Source organism: Bariatricus sp. HCP28S3_A7 (assembly GCF_052066375.1).
Taxonomy (GTDB): Bacteria; Bacillota; Clostridia; order Lachnospirales; family Lachnospiraceae; genus Allocoprococcus.
The window spans coordinates 1-19,055 of sequence record NZ_JBQHSG010000010.1 but is presented as its reverse complement, the minus strand read 5'-3'; the positions used below and the strand labels follow the sequence as shown (position 1 = coordinate 19,055).

Sequence of the window (19,055 nt, the reverse complement as noted above, 5' to 3'; positions counted from 1 at the left end):
GATTCACCTGTCTAACGTATAAAAGTTTCGGATGACATGTTGTTATATACATTCTTCCGAAACTTTTTTATTCACAATATTCCTTCTACGAGAATCTCACAAAGGGATTTTCATATTTTGCGATTTTTCCCAGCCTTTCTTCGATTCTGAGAAGCTGATTATATTTTGCCACACGCTCAGATCGGCACGGTGCGCCAGTCTTAATCTGCCCTGTGTTAAAGGCAACAGCAAGATCCGCAATGAAGGGATCTTCAGTTTCCCCGGATCTGTGTGAAATAATTGCCTGATATCCCGACCTTTTTGCCATCTCAATCGCATCAACTGCCTCTGTCAAAGTACCAATCTGATTCACTTTAATAAGAATCGCATTGGCAATCTCTTTGAGGATTCCCGCATTCAGTCTTTTTACGTTTGTAACAAAAAGATCATCTCCTACAAGCTGCATCTCCAGCCCCAGCCTTGTAGTCAAAAGTTCCCAGCCTTCCCAATCTTCCTCGTCCAGTGCATCTTCGATTGAAAGGATCGGGAACCGATCAGCCAGTTCTTCAAAATACTCAATCATTTCCTCAGAAGAACGTTCCACACGATGTCCGTGCATTTTTCCTTCTCCTTCAAAAACATAACGTTTTCTCTTTTTGTCATATAACTCACTGGCCGCTGCGTCCAAAGCAATCACAATCTCTTCTTTTGGTTTATATCCGGCTTTGTCAATCGCCTCTATAATAAATTGCAGTGCATCACCGGCATCCGGAAGATTGGGCGCAAATCCACCTTCATCCCCGACCGATGTCTGATATCCCTGCTTATTTAGCAAGGATCTAAGCGCCTGATATATTTCCGAACACATCTGAAGTCCTTGTTCAAAACTATATGCTCCCACCGGCATGATCATAAATTCCTGGATGTCGATCGTATTATCTGCGTGGCGTCCCCCGTTCAGAATATTCATCATAGGCACCGGCATCTGTTTAGCACCCACTCCTCCAAGATAACGAAACAGCGGAATCCTTAAGGCCTTTGAAGCAGCCCTTGCCACCGCAAGTGATACCCCCAGCATTGCATTTGCGCCCAGATTAATCTTGTTATCTGTCCCATCCAGTTTCAAAAGGACCTGATCGATTCTCGCCTGTTCAAACACATTCATTCCTTCTACTTCACGGGCGATTCTGTCATTGACATGCTCCACAGCTTTCTTAACTCCAAGTCCCTGATATCTTCTCTGTCCGTCCCGCAGCTCGATTGCCTCATATTTTCCCGTTGATGCACCGGAAGGTACCGATGCCCTGCCGTGAAACTGTTCCCCTGCAAGTACTTCCACCTCAACAGTCGGATTCCCACGCGAATCCAGAATTTCTCTGGCGTATACATCCGTAATAGGTAAATACTGATCCATGATTTTTTTCCTCCTTTTGAAAGATAGTATATCCGCTGTGGATTCATCTCATGCCCGCATTTTATTCCCAGAAAATACCTGATTTTTCTTTGGTTTTATGTATAATTGTATACTTCATAAACTTGATTCAAAACAGTTGACTTTCAAAATTTGCCGCGTTACAATTCGTTTGGAATGAGCCGTAATTCTGATTTTACGCAGTCTTTCAAATATTATAATCTTGAGGAATGAGCAAATGGATAAGAGTTTTAAAAATTTTGCCATGATGACAGGCGCTACACTAATCATGGCAGTGGGGACCTATTTCTTTAAATTTACCAACAATTTCACTTTTGGCGGAATCACCGGTCTCGCTGTACTGGTCGCGAAAACCGGACTAATTTCAGCTGCCGATTTTTCTTTTATAACTAATATGCTGCTTCTGGTTCTGGGTGCAGTGATCCTCGGAAAACAATTTGTTGCGAAAACTGCCTATTGCAGTATTCTTCTTTCTGTTACGTTGTCACTGTTAGAAAGGGTCTATCCTATGTCACACCCCTTTACGGATGAACCGATGCTCGAAGTTATGTTCGCGATCGCACTGCCGGCATTCGGCTCAGCTATTCTCTTTAATATCGGTGCTTCAAGCGGAGGCACAGATATCATTGCAATGATCGTTAAGAAGTATTCCAGCATCAATATCGGCAAAGCTCTGATCGTTTCCGATATTGCCATAACAGTACTCGGTTTCTTTGTCTTTGGTATGAAAACCGGACTTTACTCCCTTTTCGGTCTTTCGATCCGGTCATTCCTGGTGGACAACTTTATCGAAAGTCTGAATCTTTCAAAATATTTTAACGTTGTCTGCGCTAAGCCGGATCCGATCTGCGATTTTATTGTCAATCAACTTCACCGCGGCGCAACGATCTGTGATGCGCGGGGTGCATTTTCTGGTTCAGAAAAATACATTATTCTTACTGCACTGAATCGCCAGCAGGCAATTAAACTGAGGAATTTTATCAAGAAAGAAGATCCATCTGCATTTATCCTGATTTCCAATACCAGTGAAATCATAGGAAAAGGCTTTCATGCCATTTAAAAATATGTTAGAATATAGATGGGAAAGGTCAAAAGACCTGACGGGGGTTCCCACTAGAAATTTATAAAGAGGGTTGTTTTATGGAAAAAGCGACAGAAACAATTCCAGTGTCTTCCCATCCGACAACACTGGAGAAGCAATGGCTGAATGCAGTAAGTCCGGAAGATTTTATCCGCAACAATAAGAATTTCAATTCTTTGATGATGAAATATCGTTGTGCGATCCGGGAAATTCAGACAAAACTTGAAGTCCTGAATGATGAATTTTCCGTTGCAAATCAGAGAAATCCGATTTCTTCTATTAAATCCCGCATCAAAACTCCGGCAAGTATCTATGAAAAGCTGCGTCGGAAAAACCTTCCGTTTACGGAAGAAAGCATCGTGAAAAATCTGGACGATGTTGCCGGTATTCGAGTGATTTGTCCATTCATCGGCGATATTTATACGATGGCCAATCTGATTTCATCACAGGATGATATCACAGTTCTTAAGATCAAGGACTACATACAAAAGCCAAAGGATAACGGTTACCGAAGCTACCACATGATCGTGGAGATCCCGGTGTTCTTCTCAGAAGGAAAGGCTGCAATGCGTGCTGAGATTCAGATCCGTACCATTGGAATGGATTTCTGGGCAAGTCTCGATCACCAGCTTCACTACAAAAAGGATATCAGTTCTTTGGTAGATATCGCCTCCATTGAGGACGAACTGCGCAGATGTGCAGAGACTGTCAATCTGACAGACCGGCATATGGAAGAGATCAAGGATTTAATTGGCGATGTCAAAGACATTTAAGCACACATTTTCCATGGAAAAAGGCACTCCTCTACGGAATGCCTTTTTCTCAGATTACTATTATGATCCAAAATTCTTATCGATCAACCTACAATACTCCATATAAACCGGTTCCCCCTCAAACTGTTCTTTCAGCGCATCTCGAATCCCCTTATAATACCATCCGATCATCTGCTTGTCTTTCATACGAAACCTGTTCCATAGTTCCTCACCACAGAGCGGATAATCCCTGTCAATATCACGCATATTGGAGAGCTTGTCCGCAAGTCCGATCATCTGAACTTCTCTCGGAGCTGTTCGGATACGCTCAATCGTTGCTCCCTTTCTTTCTTCCCAGGAACGGGATTTGTCCTCACTCTCCTGTGCTACAAAAAATGCAACTCGGGCCGAAAACATCTCCGCAATCTTCTCCACCGTTACATCCTTGCAGTCTTCAACCGTATCATGCAAAATTGCTGCACTGATAACCTCTTCATCGTGCGTCATAGACGAAACGATATCCCCCACTTCGATCGGATGCACGATATACGGGCGTTTCGTCCCCTTTCGAAACTGCCCGTCATGTACTTTCGTTGCGAATTCAATGGCTCTGTCTACCATATTCTCCTCCTCGCATATCACAATATTACGATCTTTTCTTTATCATATCATCTTGCACTTTAAATAACAAGAAATAACGTGTATAATTATAATAACCTTTTTTATAAATGTTACAAAGGAGCGCTAATTTATGACCAAAAAAACTGTTCTTGTAACCGGTGCTTCACGTGGAATCGGCAGAGCATGTGCACTCCGATTTGCCGCCGGTGGATATCATGTTTTCTTAAATTGCCGAAAATCATGGAAAGCTCTTCATCAGGTACGTGCCCAAATCGAAGAGATGCCTTATGGTTCCTGCGAAATCGTGACCGGAGATGTCGGAAATCCCGATGATGTAAAGGGAATCTTTGATGCCGTCTCCCTGTCCTGCGACGGTCTTGATGTTCTGATCAACAATGCCGGAATTGCTTACATGGGATTGCTTTCTGATATGACAAACGAAGAATGGAATCACATGATTCAGACAGACCTTTCTTCTGTATTCTATTGCTGCCGTGGCGCACTTCCGCATATGATCTCAGTGAAGCATGGACGTATCATCAATATTTCCTCCATGTGGGGAACCGTTGGTGCATCATGCGAAGCCGCCTATTCTGCCGCGAAATCAGGTGTAAACGGTCTGACCCGAGCACTTGCAAAGGAACTCGCACCGAGCAACATTCAGGTCAATGCCATTGCCTGCGGTGCAATTGACACTTCCATGAATGATCTTTTAAGCGAAGAAGAAAAGCTTGCATTTGCTGAGGAAATTCCCGCCGGACGTTTTGGCTCTCCGGAAGAAGTGGCTCAGCTCGCATGGGATATTGCCCACGCACCGGAATACATGACCGGCCAGATCATCGGTCTGGACGGCGGATATATCTAAAAGATCTGCATATGTAAAACGGGTTGAAACACCAATCGTGTTCACAACCCGTTTTATCTTATCATCATTTATTCCATATCCAGTTCAATCGGACAATGATCTGATCCAAAAACATCAGTCAATATCTTTGCATCCCTAAGCCGCTCTTTCAGGCAATCCGATACACAAAAATAATCAATACGCCATCCTGCATTCTTCTCTCTTGCTTTAAACCGGTAGGACCACCAGGAATAAATTCCCTCCACCTCCGGATAAAAATAACGGAATGTATCTACAAAACCATTCTCAAGAAGTGCTGAAAATTTTGCTCTTTCCTCATCCGTAAAGCCGGCATTTTTCCGGTTTGTCTTCGGATTTTTCAAATCAATCTCCTGATGCGCCACGTTCAAGTCTCCGCAAAACACAACCGGCTTCTTCTCTTCCAGTTTCTTCAGATATGTTAGAAAAGCGTCCTCCCACTCCATTCGATAGGGGAGTCTCGCCAGCTCATTCTGAGAATTCGGCGTGTATACAGTTATAAAATAAAAATCCTCAAATTCCAGTGTAATAACACGTCCTTCCTGATCGTGTTTCTCAATTCCGATTCCGTAAGAGACGCTGATCGGCTCTTTTTTCGTAAAAACAGCTGTCCCCGAATACCCTTTGCGCATAGCATAATTCCAATACTGATGATATCCTGGCAGTTCCAACTCCAGCTGTCCTTCCTGCATCTTCGTTTCCTGAAGGCAGAAGATATCCGCATCTGCCTCCTTAAAAAAATCCATGAACCCCTTCTGTACGCATGCACGGATCCCATTCACATTCCAAGAGATAAATTTCATTACTGTCTCCTCTTCCCTTTTTCCTCAGTTTTCCACGCAAATTCTCCCTGAGAATTTTTATTATAAATAACGAGTAATCCTTTCAGAAGGAGCTCATCATCCAGTATAATCTTTTTTCTGCAATGCGGAACGATCTTCTTTGCAAGTCCTCCCGTTGCAATGACCGTTGCAGGCTGCCCGAGTTCCTCTTCCAGTCGTTCAATGATACCGTCCATACATGCGGCATTGGAATAGATCACACCACTTTTCATACACTCCACTGTATTTTTTCCAATGATCCGTTTCGGAGCTTCCAGACTGATTCCACTGAGCTGTGACGCATTTGCAGTCAACGCATTTAATGATGTATAAATTCCGGGGTAGATCATACCCCCGATATAATTCTTATTCGAATCCACAACACAGACCGTGTTCGCCGTTCCAAGATCGAAAATAATCAGCGGCGGCTCATACCCGTCTATTCCGGCAACGGCATCCGCGACGAGGTCACTTCCAAGCTGAGCCGGATTGTCCATCATAATATTGAGTCCTGTTTTTACTCCAGGGCCAACGACCAATGTTTTTTTCTTGAGAATCTTTTCTGTTGCTTCTTTAACTACATTTGTTATCTGGGGCACAACGGAACTGACAATAGCGCCTTCCAGCTTCCCTGCATCAATTCCATGAAGATCCAGAACCATCTTGATATCAATCGCATATTCCAGCTCCATCTTCGTCTTGATTGTGGAAAGTCTCTCAATAAAATATGTCTTATTGTTGTCAATACATCCCAGAACAATATTTGTATTTCCAATATCTATTGCAAGAATCATTTTTGTGTATCCCCTTTACTATCTTCCACTCTGTGTCTGAGAAGATGCCGTCAAGCGCATCAATACCTTTCCGATGACAGCGACAAGGACAGCAGCAGCAAGTGCCTCCGGAATTCCCGATGCAGTCACCGTTCCCATAATCAGCCCAAATACCGCCGTAACCGCTACTTCTTTCGCTTCAGCATACTGCTGCGCCAACAGGAAGTAGATACTCCCCATCACCATGATCGTATTTACCATAGATCCAGCAAATCCCGTAATGGCAAGAGCCACATATGTGTTTAATTTGATTTTTCTGAAAAGAATCCAAATCCATCCTGCCGCAACACCGATCAAAATACGGCATCCGACAGAAATCCAGAGTGCTTTAAGCACTCCTGCCAGATTCGAGGCAAGAAACGGTGAAAACGCAAACGACAGCAGTGTCGGTGCCATTGTATTGCTGATCAGCGAACAAATCCCGAAAACACTGCCCAGAATCGCTCCTGCAAGCGGTCCGAAAAGAATCGCCCCGATAATCACCGGTATATGTACGGTTGTTGCCTTTATAATAGGAAGCTGAATCATGCCAAGCGGCGTATTTGCCAACACAATTATGATTGCAGCCATCAGTGCAACGCTCACCATCCAACGAGTACCCTTTTTTTCTTTGTTCTTCTTCATATTTTTCTCCTGTTATTATTCTCATTTCGAGATACAATACATGATTTGTAACTGTTTAGAGCCAAGCAGATTTGTCAAAAAAGGGCGATGAATGCTTGCATTCGTGAGCACTTTTTTGTACAAATCTATTTGGCGGATACGCCACACTGAGGAAACACGAAGTGTTTTCGAGGTTGGCTCTGAACAGTTACCATGATTTTTATTTATGAATTCATCTGATCCAGAATCATATCCAGAATCCGCGCCGCCGTCTCTTCCTTACTCAAAAGAGGCAGTACAGTCTCGTTTTCTCTGGTAATCAGAGTCATCCTGTTCGTGTCACCTTGAAAACCGGCTCCGGCATCCCTGAGATTGTTTGCCGCTATCATATCCAGATTTTTCTTTTCCAGTTTTGCTCTGGAATTCTCAACCATGTTCTCTGTTTCCATAGAAAATCCACACAGAAACTGTCCCGGTTTTTTATGTTCTCCAAGGTATTTCAGAATATCATCCGTTTTCTCCAGTTCCAGAACCATCTGCTCACCGGATTTCTTCATTTTTTGATCATTCACATACTTCGGGCGATAATCCGCAACCGCGGCCGCCTTGCAGACAATATCGGCATCTTCAGATTCTCTCCTGACTGCTTCAAACATCTCTTTTGCCGTCGTGACCGGAAGCACGTTCACAAACATCGGCTTTGGAATAGAAGTCGGTCCGCTCACCAGTGTGACATCAGCTCCTCTTGCGGCACAGACTTTCGCCACCGCATATCCCATCTTTCCTGAAGAATGGTTGGTGATATACCGTACCGGGTCAATGGCCTCCTGCGTCGGCCCTGCCGTAACAAGAACCTTCTTCCCAATCATATCCTTTTCCCATGCCAGCTCATGATAAATATATTCATAAAGTTCTTCCGGTTCTGGCATTTTCCCGATTCCACTCGTTCCGCATGCAAGATGTCCCTCGGCAGGCTCGATCACTTCATATCCGTATTTTTTCAGGATCGCGAGATTATCCTGCACTACCGGATTCAGATACATCTCCGAATTCATCGCAGGCGCAATGAATTTCGGGCATCGTCGGCAAGCCATCACAGTCGTGGTCAACATATCATCTGCAATTCCGTGAGCCAGTTTCCCGATCACATTCGCAGTCGCCGGGGCAATCATTACCAAATCTGCCACACTGGCGAGTGCGACATGCTCCACGCTGTACTCGAAGTTCCGGTCAAATGTATCGATCAGACACTTATGCTTCGTCAAAGTCTCAAATACAATCGGATTGATGAAATTCGTTGCATTCCTCGTCATGAGTACCTGCACATCATACCCGTTCTTAACCAGCATACTTGCCAGCGACGCTGTCTTATACGCGGCGATTCCGCCCGTCACTCCAAGTACAACTGTCTTCTTTTGCTCCATCAAAGTGTACACTCCTTCGTCTGTTTACTTGTCCGCTTCCAGAACACATTATTCCAGAATTTTCTTCAGTTCCGCCATAAATGTATTTACATCTTTAAACTCTCTGTAAACAGATGCAAATCTGACGTAAGCAACCGCATCCAGTTCTTTCAGATGTCCCATCACGATCTCGCCGATCACACTGCTCGGGATTTCCTTCTCTTCCCGGCTGAAAATATCGGTCTCGATCGTGTCGATCGTCTTCTGGATCTCAGAAGTCGGCACCGGTCTCTTATAGCATGCCCTTAAAACACCGCCTTCAATCTTCGCACGGTCATACTGTTCCCTGGTATTGTCTTTCTTAATGATGATCAGCGGAATCGTCTCCACTTTCTCATACGTTGTAAACCTCTTGCTGCAGGCATCGCAGGAACGTCTTCTCCTGATCGATGTCCCGTCATCAGCCGGTCTTGAATCAATAACTCTGGTATCAATGTTACCACAATATGGACACTTCATCTTCTATCCTCCTGTCACTTTCTCTCCCCACACACCCCGGAAAATACTATGGTCCCGTGTGGCGACCTTTTCCTCAATATTAATAGTATAAATGTAGACTATTTTCTTGTCAAACAAAATTCCAGGAAATACTTACAGCCTGCTTTTCAGAATCTGCCATGCCTGTACAATGATTGCCGCATGGTCGCAGGCTATCTGATTTGTATCCATGACATGGAAGTCTCTTTCCTGCACAATGTCCCCTTTTAAATCCTCTTCTACCACAGCCGTAAGTTCCAGTTCATATGCCTTATTCTCCAATCTGAGGAAATGGCTTCTTTTCCTGCCTCCGTCTTCTACATTTTCCCAGGCGCCGCTTTCACAGTAAATCTCGCACCACAGAGCCGCATCCGCATCATCTCCTGCATGCACCGTCACTTTGGTTTCCTCCACAACAGACATATATGCAGAGGTGATCACACGCGCTCGCGGATCCCGGTTCGCATTTCCATACACCGCGATCTGTTCCATGGGCAGGTCGTCCACACCGGTCTCTTCCATCAATTCCCGCTTCGCCGTATCTCTCAGATTCTCCCTCAGATTAATAAACCCTCCCGGGAGAGCCCACCATCCGATGCACGGATGATTCCCTCTCCTGATCATCAGAACCTTCCATACAGAATCCAGGTTCGGCCCTTTCGATTCCTCTCCCTTATCCGACCAGGAAAATACAACCGCATCCGTTGTCACACAGGGGTTCTTATATTTATATGGATCATATTCTTCCAGAAATTCTTCCAGATCCTGCCCCTTATCATTCTTCTTTCCGTTTCCCCTGAATAGGGCAATGTTCTCCAAAAATGCTGCCATTTTCAATTCCTCTCCTTCTTTTTCTTTTCTTATTTACACGTTTTTAAAAATTTCTCTTCGCAGATTTCTACCAGAATGATATCGGGCCCGATTCTGCAGATACATTCAAACGGAATAATATATTCCGCATCATATCCAAACAGCCCGCACACCTTCCCCGGTCCCGGCACTATGATAGCCTCCACTGTCCCGGAGCACTTATCCAGTATAATATCCGTCACACACCCCAGCCGTCTCCCATTACAGGTGTTGATTACTTCCTTCTCTCTCAGTTCGCAAAAACGGATCCGGTTTTCTTTGTCACATTTTTCTTTCACGGCACACACTCCGAACTCTTCTTATTGCCAGTATATGATGTTTCCCGGCTTCCGGACCTGATTCTTCCATGCTTTTTCTTGAAAACTGCAGATTTCATGCTATGATATAAGTATTAATTATCAGTACACTAGTATTTTACTACACATATACAATTATTTCATCATTTTTACATCAGGAGGACTTTACTATGGAAACCATTCATGTCAGTAAGATACATTTCACCTCCAAACCGGATTGTTCCAAACGCCTGGCGAAAGAAGAAAGGGTCTATGATTTTCTTGACAAACTGCAGATTCCCTATGAAGGTGTCGATCATGATATTGCCAACACCATTGAAGACTGCCGGGAAATCGAGAAGGAACTGCAGATCGGGGTATGCAAGAATTTATTTCTATGCAACCGCCAGAAAACAACTTTCTTTCTTTTGATGATGCCGGGTGACAAGCATTTTGAGACAAAAGTACTCTCACATCAGCTCGGTGTATCCCGCCTTTCCTTCGCGGAATCACGATACATGGAAGAATTTCTGGACATTACTCCGGGCAGCGTCAGCGTTCTCGGACTGATGAACGATGTCGAAGAGCAGGTCGATCTTCTGATTGATGAAGATTTACTGAAAGAAGAATATCTCGGATGCCATCCCTGCATCAACACTTCCAGTCTGAAGCTCCGAACCTCCGATATTCTTCAGAAATTCGTGAAAGCCACAGGACATTCTTATCATATAGTCGCATTATAAGGATTGCAATTTAATAAAAAAGATACTATAATTTTCACATACTCTAATTCAGAAAAACGAGGTATATTATATGAAGAAAAAAGTTGTCGTTGCACTGGGTCATCGTGCTCTCGGAAATACACTTCCGGAACAGAAGGCTGCAGTAAAAAAAGCTGCCGCATCGATTGCTGCTCTTGTTGAGGCAGGATACGATGTTGCAATCACACACAGCAATGCACCACAGGTAGGTATGATTCATACCGCCATGAATGAATTCGGCAAATCCCACGAAGATTTTACCCCTTCTCCGATGTCAGTCTGCTCCGCTATGTCTCAGGGATATATCGGATATGACCTGCAGAACGGCATCCGCGAAGAAATGATGAACCGGGGCATTTACCGCACCGTCAGTACAGTTCTGACTCAGGTCATTGTTGATCCTTATGATGAAGCTTTCTACACTCCAACCAAGGTACTCGGACGTATCATGGATGCAGAAGATGCTGCAATCGAGCGAAAGAAAGGAAATTATGTTGTTGAGGTTCCGGGACAAGGCTTCCGGCGTGTCGTTGCTTCTCCTAATCCGGTAGAAGTAGTTGAAGCAGATGCCGTAAATGCGCTCCTGGATGCAGGCCAGATCGTAGTTGCCGGCGGCGGCGGTGGCATTCCGGTACTGAAACAGGGACACCATTTAAAAGGTGCCAGTGCTGTCATTGAAAAAGACCTGACTGCCGGACTTCTTGCAGAACAGATCGACGCAGATGAGCTGATCATTCTGACAAGCGTAGAGAAAGTATGCATCAATCGTGGTACCGATAAGGAAACGGAACTTGGCGTGATTTCTCTGGATGACGCAAAGAAATACATGGACGAGGGACATTTCGGTGTCTACAATATGCTTCCGAAATTCCAGGCCTCTGTTTCTTTCATCGAAAAAAGAGAGGGACGACGTGCGATCATCACTTCTATGGAAGCATTGAACGACGCATTAAAAGAACGTACCGGTACTGTAATCAAATAAAACACTCACGTATACATGACATTATAACAGGAGCGCGAAAACGGATTATTCATTTCCGTTTTCGCGCTCCTGTTCTTTTCATCGTTATCTTTTCAACCTATCCCTGCAGCTGAAGCAGCTTCCCTTTCAGCTCATTTTCAAGCCTCTGCATCTCCTGCTCCGCTTCATGACGTTTCTGGCGTCCCTCCTGCTGAATCTTCATCACTTCATCCAGCGTTGAAATCAGAGATTCATTTGTCGCTTTCAGGGTTTCCATATCAACAATTCCACGTTCGGATTCTTTTGCCGTATCAATCGTCGCCATCTTCAATTTCTCAGCGTTCTTTCTGAGAAGCTCATTTGTCATATCCGTCACTTCCCGCTGCGCAGCGGCTGCCTGAGCGGAATGTTCTACTCCAAGTGCGAGCACCATCTGACTCTTCCAAAGCGGAATCGTATTCACGATCGTAGATTGGATTTTCTCAACCATTAACGTGTCATTGCCCTGCACAAGGCGGATCTGCGGAGCAGTCTGAAGGGAAATCGTCCGAGTAAGTTCCAGATCATGGATCTTCTTCTCAAACCGTCCGCACATAGCCTCAAGATCTCTTGCCTCCTGCGCATCTTCCGCAAGTCCTGACATCTGTGCTTTCTGAACAAGCTCCTGCAGTTTCGTCGTGCGAACCTCCTGCAGCTTTTTCTTTCCCGCAAGGATGTACATGGTAAGCTCTTTAAAATACGTAAGATTCAGTTCATACATTTTATCCAGAATCGCAATGTCCTTTAGAAGTAAGACCTGATGGTTCTCCAAAACTTTACAGATCTCATTGATATTCGTCTCTGCTTTCGCGTATTTTGCTTTCATGGACTGTATCTTATTGGACGTTTTCTTGAAAATTCCGAGAAATCCCTTTTCTTCCTCCTCGTCAAAGTTGCGAAGTTCCTTTACTACACCGGAAAGAAGGTCCCCCACCTCTCCCAGATCTTTCGTCTTCACATTCTCCATTGCAGTCTCAGAAAAATCCGCCATCTTTTTCTGGGTTCCGGCACCATACTGAAGAATCATCGTGGAATTGGTCAGATCGATCTGGCTTGCGAATTGATCGACTGTACGTCTCTCGTCGTCCGTTAAAATTGATTCATCCATAATTTCCTGTTTTTCAGGTGCCGGTACCGGTGTCTGCATTTCTTCTTTAAACGGCTCCAGCGTTAATTCCGGTGCCGGTGCAAATGTTTTGAATTCATCATTCATGTTCCTAAACCTCCATTTTCCTCTGCATTCTGCCTTGTCTATTTGCTATTTCCCGGATTTCCGTTTCCATTCTTCTTCTGTCAGCCCTTCCTGCGCAAGCATGGTATGCAGAACAGAAATGTCCGAAGACACATCCCATGCCGTATCCTGAAACAGGCTGTCCAACAGCTTCTCAAATGCAAGATTCAACGTATCAAGGGTCGCTTCGATCTCCGCTTTTGCTGTCTGTATGTTCTCTCCTCCTACCGGCTGACGGTCCATCTCTTCATATGCCTCCAGCAGCTTAACCGTCGTTGGAAGATAATATTCCATCAGCTTCCGGATATCTCCTACCGTCTCAGGATTTTGTTCTACACGATCAAAAATCCGATCCACGATCATCTCCATTCTGGAGATTTTAGCTGATATCTCCTCACCCGGAATCGCATCATTGCACGCATGAATCTTCCGGATATATGCATCACCCTGCTCAATGATCTCGCGTACCTCCGGAGTCAGACCTTCTCTGGCCTTTTCCGTTTCACGCTTTACCTGATCCTGCTTTTCCTTTTGTATCCGGGCTTCTTTCTCTTTCTGCTGTTCGCGATAAATCTCATCCCGCTCCTTCTCCCGCATCTGTTCTTCCAGCTGCAGATACTGGTCATATGCCTGATCGGTCACCATCAGACAAGTCTTCTGACCATCCAGATGTCCCTGGCGGAACCATCCGCTTTCGATCATCTTCCGGAGATCCTTTGCCACATACTTTGCCGTTTTCCCCGTCTTTTCCGCAAGTTCTTTGATATCACAGTATTCTCTATCCTGAAGGAAACTCATATATTTCTTAAACCTTCCAATTCGTTTCAAAATTGAGGTTCCGGCACCTGCCATCCCGCCAAATACCCCCGTAAAGACAAGTGAAACGATAAGCACCGCAAGCGCCTCACCCGGTTTGATCAGAAACAGTCCGGCAATTCCCAGAAGGAGTAAAATCCCGGAAATGACCGCAACCGGATACCCAAATGCACAAAGAAGAATTCCTCCTGCCTGTGCACCGGTCATCGATGCATAAAGAGCCGGCTGGTTTTTGGAACGACTCTCATATTTCATTGCATTGCTGTTCTGAGTCTCAAATGGCTGGCTCTGACGGCCATAATTATATTCAGTTCCCGCATTTCCGGCCCCATATTGATAATCTGTCCCGGCATTTCCACTTCCATATTGATATCCTGTCCCGGCATTTCCGGCACCAAATTGATAATCTGTCCCGGCATTTCCGGTCTCATAGCGATAATCGGCTCCCTGATCATGATTCTGCCAGTCATTGCCGTAAGAGCCGCCTCCCTGCCAGTTTGGTCCAAAATCCCCGTTCATTCCATCCGGATTCTGCCATCCATGCCCGAAAGCTCCCCTGTTTCGTGCATTTCCCATATTCCGCATACTCTGTGCTGCCTCATTCAGCGCCTGATTAATCGTATTCGTGATCGTCTGATTCAGTCTGCGATAATCTCTGGAATCCACTGCGTCCTGCACCGTTCTGCGGATATCCTCGCCAAAGCGTTCCCACTCCTGATTGTTCATCTTCTTCTCCTGCCATTCTATTTCGTATATTTTATACGGTTGTCAATTCCATTTGAAATGATGTATTCATATACACTTTTCGGCACCAGATCGTTCCATTTCTCATCCGCCAGAATTCTCTGTCTCACCTGGGTACCGGTTATTCCTTTCTCACTCTCATTCCTGCGCCAAAGCACTTCTGCCGCATATCCCATACTTCTTAATACTTCTTCGTCCCTCTTCGTCTTTTCATCACAGATACTCAGAAAACACACCGCATCTTTCGGTAAATACTGCTTCAAATACTCCGGACGTTCAATCGGAAATGGGATGATGTCAAATGCTTCTCTTGGAACTTTGAAATCGAGAAGGCAATCCCGTATCATTTCAAATCTTTCAAAATATGTCAAAGGGTTGGATGACTTCTTTCTTTCTTCATCCATCTCCGGGTCTTCCTGAATATAAGACTCATCGGGGCTCGATATTCCCACATAAAGCTTTCTGCATCGCATTTTAGCCGCCAATATATATTCCAGATGTTTCAGATGTAGAATCTGAAATCTACCATAAACTACCCCAATATCGATCATTGTTCTGCTCTCCCTCCATGCAGTTCTTTCTTTTGTATCTGCATCTTCCAGATTATTCATACATATAACTCATTATACTTCATTCTCAAATAATTGAAAATACCTTTGAACAGAAAAAAAACCGTCCCACTGACGGTTATTTTTCTTAATACAATTCATTCTATTATCCAGCAGCACTCGCTTTTTCTACATTTGCAGCACATTGATGATCAACACCCAGGCCAGTCCATAGTAAGTAACTACAGCAACCAGGTCGTTGATCGTAGTAATCAGCGGCCCGGAAGCGACCGCCGGGTCCACACCTAACTGTTTGAACAGCATTGGCACGGTAGTACCTACAATACTGGAAAGAAGCATTGCGACCAGAAGCGCGATTCCGGTACAAGCCGAAATCGAAAAAGCCATAATCACCACCTGCCCTTTCAGAAGATACAGGTATAGTCCGATAAACAGAAAAGACAATACTCCAAGAATCAAACCGTTGCACAGCCCGACTCTCGCCTCCTTGGAAATCAGGTATAATTTCTGTTTTTTGCTGACCTGCTCGTCCATCAGAACACGAATGGTAACAGCAAGTGACTGTGTACCGACATTTCCCGCCATATCGAGTACGAGAGACTGGAAACATACGATCAGCGCCAGATGTGCGACTACTTTTTCAAAAATTCCCACCACAGAGGAAACGACCAGTCCTAGTCCCAGAAGTACCAACAGCCATGGAAGCCGTTTCCCGATACTTTTGCGAAGCGGCTCTTCCAGATCCTCTTCCGCAGAAAGACCTGCCAGCTTTGCATAGTCATCTCCCAATACATCATGGATCATCTGACCTACATCCTGCGCTGTCAATATGCCTTTGAGCTTATTATTTTCATCCAGAACGGGAATCGAATCTTCGGAATAATCCTGAAGACGCTCAATGCAGTCTTCAATCTGCTCTTCCGCATACACGTACGGATAGGATGTCATGATAATACTATCCAATTCCGTATTCTCTCTGGCAACGATCAGGTCCTTCAGATCGATTGCCCCGACCAGCACCTTGTCTTCATCCAGCACATAAATCGTGGAAATATTGTCATTATCCGCCGCCTGATCCACCAATTCCTTCATCGCCTGACGCACATTCAGTCCCGCACCGATTGCAATATAATTCGTCGTCATCTTACTTCCGATTTCATCCTCATCGAAAGCACTGGAAAATGCAATCTCCTTTTTCACACCGTCTTCCATCAGATCGATCAATACACTTCTCTGCTTCTTATCAAGCTGGCGGAGATACTCCACAGCCGTAGTCACTTCGAACCGGTTCAGCACCTCAACCCTTTTTCGGATCCCAAGCTCACTCAGCCACTCGTCTCTCCTGTCCGAATACTCCAGAATATCGGAAAGCATATCGGTATCAAGTATACTGTAAAGCCTCATACGCTCATCCTTTTTGAGCAGCTCCAAGGCATCTGCAATATCATTCTCATGATAATCTCCAATCTTCTCCCGCATCAGCCTTGGTGTCAGATTGCTGCGTGCAATTGCCGCTATTTCATTGCTGTAGTCCGGGTGCTGTACAACAGCCGCATTTTCATTTGGGAAATTCTTCTTTGCACTCATTGTCTGTTCCTCCTTTACGCATCAAAATCAAGTACACCTCTGTTATCCGCCGGTGGCTTTATCTTGGAATGAGATTGGATCTCCACCAAGACTAACTTGTCGCAACTCGCACCTATAAAAGTGGGAGTCTTATCTTCTTTCAAGATAAAATTCAAGCCATTCAGGCATGCATGGTAAAGATGGACATAGAAAAACGCTTCAGGATAAATGGGCAAAAAAATACCATTGTCACCTGCAAAACACTTTTTCTACACCCGCCTTACATTGATGTAGTGTGTTCTTTGAAACGGACAACGGCAGCCATTTTCTGAAACGGAGCAAAATTCATATGCTCATAAAGAAACGGCAAAGTGGTCTCCCTCTTCGCCTTATAGATTCAAAAACCAGGTCAGAATACAGACGGCATAAAACCGCAACAATTCTGACAGGTTATGACTGCCCTGTCCCTACTTCGTGCACTACTACCGTCCATATTCTCACCTCACTTGTTCATTTATTCTCAGATATGATATTTTATAAGGAATATTTTAACAGATGGAAATATTCCCCCATTAACGGAAGTATTATACCACACCTTAAAGAGTTTAGCCAGTATTTATTTTTTAGCTATAAGGCAGTTTATTGTCTCTTCTTTCTCTCTGATTCATATGTTTCTCCCTTGTCGATCCGTTCGATAACCTGATGCTGCATGGTCTTGCCCGCCCCTCTCCCAAAGCCCGGGAAATCACCGAGACACCACCCACACCGAAAATCGTTCCTACCGCCGTAAAGAGGAGGAATACCGGCATAGCCAGAGACACGGCGGCAATCAGAATATCGTCATGGGTCTGACCGATAAAGAAGGTATCCGCCAGATTATAGATTAGCACCATAATCATCGCAGCCATTGCAGGCAACACATTTTTCAGCACTGCCTGAGGAACAGGCGCATTGCTGAACACTTCCAGATTTTTGTTTTCCTTTTTCTTTTCCATTGAAACCACCTTTCTCAAGCAATCGTATACTTTCAATCGTTAGCTATTGAATTACTCAAAATAAATACTCACTTTTTGTGAGCACTTATTTTAAACTATCCTTAATTTTCTTAAGGAGTGAATAAAGGATATCACGCTCTGTCTCGGTCAGCCCCGATAGAAGCATCTCTTCCGAGTGGATCATGTCCCGCTTCGTTTCCAGAACCCTGTCTATTCCCACCTGCGTAATGCGCACCAGCTTGATCCGTTTATCCTCTGCGTCAGCATATCCTTCCACCAGCCCTTTCTGCTCCAGCCGGGAAATAATACCGGCAGTCGTGGACTGCGCAATACATAGAGCCTTCTCCAACTGCTTCATGGAAAGCTGTTTTTCCGGGGCATCGTTCAGTGCCAGCAGGGCTCCTGCCTGTGCCATTGTCATATCCCATGAACGCATCTTATTGTCTGCCCTTTTCTGCATCTCGTCGCCAATCTGCTTCATCAGTATCCCGCAGGACACATGGTCTGCCATATCTATGCCCCCTTTCTGCCGATAAATATAGCACACTACTATCCCTATATCAATAGCATGCGTTTGATTTTATGCACATTTTGTAATACACAGTTACCAGCAGCACACAGGCCCCCGACCATGCCAGAATCTCTGCATAAAAAATTCCTTCCTGCCCTATAAACCACGGCAGAAATATGACAGCAGATACCCTCATGCCAAACTCCACCATTCCGGATACCATGGGTATGACAGTATCTCCCATCCCCTGCAGGGCGCTGCGATAAGTATGCAGAGCATATAATATAATCAGGAAAGTGCTCATAATCATCAAGTAATGATGGGCAATCTGCAATACCTGTTGCGCCTGTACTTCTTCTGCTGAAATGAACAAAGAAAGAATATCTTTTCCCGCCCCTTTATTCTGAGCAACAAAAGTAGAAATTGCATATCCGTATGAAATAGCCGCCGTCTCTAAAATACCATACAATTTATTTGTTGCCGTAAAACCCGCTACAAACAATACGCCAAACCCATTGATGACTGACTGAAGCACCATCCCTCCAATGCTGATGATTGCATCCTGGAACATGACAGGCATCCCCAGCCTTAATAGCCTTTTTGCCAGACTGATATCTATCGCAAAATCCTGACGCTTCAACTTCAAAAAAGGAACTCTGCGTGTCGTCTCGCAAAATAAAGTTCCTGTCTCCTGCACAAAAACAGCGAATTATTATATCAGTTCCATAATGATGTCTCTTTGTACGTGCCTGTAATTACGGCGCGCTTTTTT

General features: G+C 44.7%; 21 protein-coding genes. 5 read left to right on the top strand and 16 right to left on the bottom strand.

All coding sequences use genetic code 11. The features are described 5' to 3' along the window. Positions 1–85: 85 nt before the first annotated feature. Positions 86–1,393, bottom strand: a complete 1,308-nt coding sequence (gene eno / locus ACTNA4_RS08600; RefSeq protein ID WP_441029643.1) for a phosphopyruvate hydratase — start codon at positions 1,391–1,393, stop codon at positions 86–88. A gap of 235 nt (positions 1,394–1,628) precedes the next feature. Between eno and ACTNA4_RS08595 the strand changes: the two genes are divergently transcribed. Both ACTNA4_RS08595 and ACTNA4_RS08590 read left to right on the top strand, forming a co-directional pair. Then, on the top strand, positions 1,629–2,471 hold the full coding sequence (locus tag ACTNA4_RS08595) for a YitT family protein (RefSeq protein WP_427806769.1): 843 nt from the start codon (positions 1,629–1,631) through the stop codon (positions 2,469–2,471). An 80-nt stretch (positions 2,472–2,551) separates the two neighbouring features. Further along, positions 2,552–3,265: a GTP pyrophosphokinase gene (locus tag ACTNA4_RS08590; RefSeq protein WP_427806768.1), complete on the top strand. Its 714-nt coding sequence runs from the start codon at positions 2,552–2,554 to the stop codon at positions 3,263–3,265. Positions 3,266–3,325: 60 nt separating this feature from the next. Here ACTNA4_RS08590 and ACTNA4_RS08585 read toward each other — a convergent pair whose 3' ends face one another. Beyond that, positions 3,326–3,865, bottom strand: a complete 540-nt coding sequence (locus tag ACTNA4_RS08585; RefSeq protein WP_441017847.1) for an HD domain-containing protein — start codon at positions 3,863–3,865, stop codon at positions 3,326–3,328. Between the two features lie 130 nt (positions 3,866–3,995). Here ACTNA4_RS08585 and ymfI point away from each other — a divergent pair, with 130 nt between their 5' ends. Beyond that, a complete protein-coding gene (ymfI, locus tag ACTNA4_RS08580) occupies positions 3,996–4,730 on the top strand; it encodes an elongation factor P 5-aminopentanone reductase (protein WP_441017845.1) in 735 nt (244 codons plus the stop codon). Between the two features lie 68 nt (positions 4,731–4,798). Here the strand turns inward: ymfI and xth are convergent, their stop codons facing one another. From xth to ACTNA4_RS08545, 7 genes are all read right to left on the bottom strand, one after another. Further along, positions 4,799–5,551 (bottom strand): exodeoxyribonuclease III, encoded by a 753-nt coding sequence (xth, locus tag ACTNA4_RS08575; RefSeq protein WP_427806764.1) that lies wholly within the window; start codon positions 5,549–5,551, stop codon positions 4,799–4,801. Then, positions 5,551–6,363 carry a type III pantothenate kinase gene (locus tag ACTNA4_RS08570; protein WP_427820286.1) on the bottom strand — a complete coding sequence of 271 codons (813 nt, stop codon included), beginning with the start codon at positions 6,361–6,363 and terminating at the stop codon, positions 5,551–5,553. Before ACTNA4_RS08570 ends, xth begins: the two co-directional genes overlap by 1 nt. Before the next feature lie 18 nt (positions 6,364–6,381). Further along, positions 6,382–7,026, bottom strand: coding sequence for an ECF transporter S component (locus ACTNA4_RS08565; protein WP_441029640.1), 645 nt, complete (start codon positions 7,024–7,026; stop codon positions 6,382–6,384). Positions 7,027–7,229: 203 nt separating this feature from the next. Then, on the bottom strand, positions 7,230–8,429 hold the full coding sequence (coaBC, locus tag ACTNA4_RS08560) for a bifunctional phosphopantothenoylcysteine decarboxylase/phosphopantothenate--cysteine ligase CoaBC (protein WP_441017841.1): 1,200 nt from the start codon (positions 8,427–8,429) through the stop codon (positions 7,230–7,232). A 48-nt stretch (positions 8,430–8,477) separates the two neighbouring features. Further along, entirely contained in the window at positions 8,478–8,927 is a 450-nt protein-coding gene (gene nrdR / locus ACTNA4_RS08555) for a transcriptional regulator NrdR (protein ID WP_427806761.1), read from the bottom strand. Positions 8,928–9,059: 132 nt separating this feature from the next. Beyond that, entirely contained in the window at positions 9,060–9,776 is a 717-nt protein-coding gene (locus ACTNA4_RS08550; RefSeq protein WP_441029637.1) for an NUDIX domain-containing protein, read from the bottom strand. Positions 9,777–9,805: 29 nt separating this feature from the next. Continuing rightward, complete coding sequence (locus ACTNA4_RS08545) at positions 9,806–10,063, bottom strand: PRC-barrel domain-containing protein (RefSeq protein ID WP_427806819.1); 258 nt, start codon at positions 10,061–10,063, stop codon at positions 9,806–9,808. Positions 10,064–10,281: 218 nt separating this feature from the next. On the opposite strand from ACTNA4_RS08545, the gene ACTNA4_RS08540 reads away from it, so the two are divergent. Then, the gene (locus ACTNA4_RS08540; RefSeq protein WP_427818986.1) at positions 10,282–10,833 is read left to right on the top strand and encodes a prolyl-tRNA synthetase associated domain-containing protein; all 552 of its coding nucleotides are present in this window, start codon (positions 10,282–10,284) and stop codon (positions 10,831–10,833) included. A gap of 70 nt (positions 10,834–10,903) precedes the next feature. After that, positions 10,904–11,833, top strand: a complete 930-nt coding sequence (gene arcC / locus ACTNA4_RS08535; protein ID WP_441029634.1) for a carbamate kinase — start codon at positions 10,904–10,906, stop codon at positions 11,831–11,833. 97 nt (positions 11,834–11,930) lie between these two features. Here arcC and ACTNA4_RS08530 read toward each other — a convergent pair whose 3' ends face one another. The 7 genes from ACTNA4_RS08530 to ACTNA4_RS08500 all read right to left on the bottom strand — a co-directional run bounded on the left by ACTNA4_RS08530 (position 11,931) and on the right by ACTNA4_RS08500 (position 18,929). Next, positions 11,931–13,064, bottom strand: a complete 1,134-nt coding sequence (locus tag ACTNA4_RS08530) for a toxic anion resistance protein (RefSeq protein WP_427818984.1) — start codon at positions 13,062–13,064, stop codon at positions 11,931–11,933. Positions 13,065–13,109: 45 nt separating this feature from the next. Then, positions 13,110–14,624 (bottom strand): 5-bromo-4-chloroindolyl phosphate hydrolysis family protein, encoded by a 1,515-nt coding sequence (locus tag ACTNA4_RS08525; protein ID WP_441029631.1) that lies wholly within the window; start codon positions 14,622–14,624, stop codon positions 13,110–13,112. A gap of 17 nt (positions 14,625–14,641) precedes the next feature. Beyond that, positions 14,642–15,253, bottom strand: coding sequence for an adenylyltransferase/cytidyltransferase family protein (locus ACTNA4_RS08520; protein WP_441029628.1), 612 nt, complete (start codon positions 15,251–15,253; stop codon positions 14,642–14,644). A gap of 126 nt (positions 15,254–15,379) precedes the next feature. After that, positions 15,380–16,798 carry a magnesium transporter gene (mgtE, locus tag ACTNA4_RS08515; protein WP_441029625.1) on the bottom strand — a complete coding sequence of 473 codons (1,419 nt, stop codon included), beginning with the start codon at positions 16,796–16,798 and terminating at the stop codon, positions 15,380–15,382. Between the two features lie 602 nt (positions 16,799–17,400). Beyond that, the gene (locus ACTNA4_RS08510; RefSeq protein ID WP_427818980.1) at positions 17,401–17,772 is read right to left on the bottom strand and encodes an MATE family efflux transporter; all 372 of its coding nucleotides are present in this window, start codon (positions 17,770–17,772) and stop codon (positions 17,401–17,403) included. Positions 17,773–17,857: 85 nt separating this feature from the next. Beyond that, on the bottom strand, positions 17,858–18,283 hold the full coding sequence (locus tag ACTNA4_RS08505) for a MarR family winged helix-turn-helix transcriptional regulator (RefSeq protein WP_441029622.1): 426 nt from the start codon (positions 18,281–18,283) through the stop codon (positions 17,858–17,860). A gap of 49 nt (positions 18,284–18,332) precedes the next feature. Next, positions 18,333–18,929, bottom strand: a complete 597-nt coding sequence (locus ACTNA4_RS08500; protein ID WP_441029619.1) for an MATE family efflux transporter — start codon at positions 18,927–18,929, stop codon at positions 18,333–18,335. Positions 18,930–19,055 lie beyond the last annotated feature (126 nt).

Excerpts from the sequence above, each read along its gene's own strand:
- ACTNA4_RS08595 (WP_427806769.1), top strand. The coding sequence starts at position 1,629 with ATGGATAAGAGTTTTAAAAATTTTGCCATGATGACAGGCGCTACACTA.
- ACTNA4_RS08520 (WP_441029628.1), bottom strand. The coding sequence starts at position 15,253 with ATGAATAATCTGGAAGATGCAGATACAAAAGAAAGAACTGCATGGAGG.
- mgtE (WP_441029625.1), bottom strand. The coding sequence starts at position 16,798 with ATGAGTGCAAAGAAGAATTTCCCAAATGAAAATGCGGCTGTTGTACAG.
- ACTNA4_RS08565 (WP_441029640.1), bottom strand. The coding sequence starts at position 7,026 with ATGAAGAAGAACAAAGAAAAAAAGGGTACTCGTTGGATGGTGAGCGTT.
- xth (WP_427806764.1), bottom strand. The coding sequence starts at position 5,551 with ATGAAATTTATCTCTTGGAATGTGAATGGGATCCGTGCATGCGTACAG.
- arcC (WP_441029634.1), top strand. The coding sequence starts at position 10,904 with ATGAAGAAAAAAGTTGTCGTTGCACTGGGTCATCGTGCTCTCGGAAAT.
- eno (WP_441029643.1), bottom strand. The coding sequence starts at position 1,393 with ATGGATCAGTATTTACCTATTACGGATGTATACGCCAGAGAAATTCTG.
- ACTNA4_RS08505 (WP_441029622.1), bottom strand. The coding sequence starts at position 18,283 with ATGGCAGACCATGTGTCCTGCGGGATACTGATGAAGCAGATTGGCGAC.
- ACTNA4_RS08570 (WP_427820286.1), bottom strand. The coding sequence starts at position 6,363 with ATGATTCTTGCAATAGATATTGGAAATACAAATATTGTTCTGGGATGT.
- ACTNA4_RS08510 (WP_427818980.1), bottom strand. The coding sequence starts at position 17,772 with ATGGAAAAGAAAAAGGAAAACAAAAATCTGGAAGTGTTCAGCAATGCG.
- ACTNA4_RS08585 (WP_441017847.1), bottom strand. The coding sequence starts at position 3,865 with ATGGTAGACAGAGCCATTGAATTCGCAACGAAAGTACATGACGGGCAG.
- ACTNA4_RS08540 (WP_427818986.1), top strand. The coding sequence starts at position 10,282 with ATGGAAACCATTCATGTCAGTAAGATACATTTCACCTCCAAACCGGAT.
- ACTNA4_RS08550 (WP_441029637.1), bottom strand. The coding sequence starts at position 9,776 with ATGGCAGCATTTTTGGAGAACATTGCCCTATTCAGGGGAAACGGAAAG.
- ACTNA4_RS08530 (WP_427818984.1), bottom strand. The coding sequence starts at position 13,064 with ATGAATGATGAATTCAAAACATTTGCACCGGCACCGGAATTAACGCTG.
- ACTNA4_RS08590 (WP_427806768.1), top strand. The coding sequence starts at position 2,552 with ATGGAAAAAGCGACAGAAACAATTCCAGTGTCTTCCCATCCGACAACA.
- ACTNA4_RS08525 (WP_441029631.1), bottom strand. The coding sequence starts at position 14,624 with ATGAACAATCAGGAGTGGGAACGCTTTGGCGAGGATATCCGCAGAACG.
- coaBC (WP_441017841.1), bottom strand. The coding sequence starts at position 8,429 with ATGGAGCAAAAGAAGACAGTTGTACTTGGAGTGACGGGCGGAATCGCC.
- ymfI (WP_441017845.1), top strand. The coding sequence starts at position 3,996 with ATGACCAAAAAAACTGTTCTTGTAACCGGTGCTTCACGTGGAATCGGC.
- nrdR (WP_427806761.1), bottom strand. The coding sequence starts at position 8,927 with ATGAAGTGTCCATATTGTGGTAACATTGATACCAGAGTTATTGATTCA.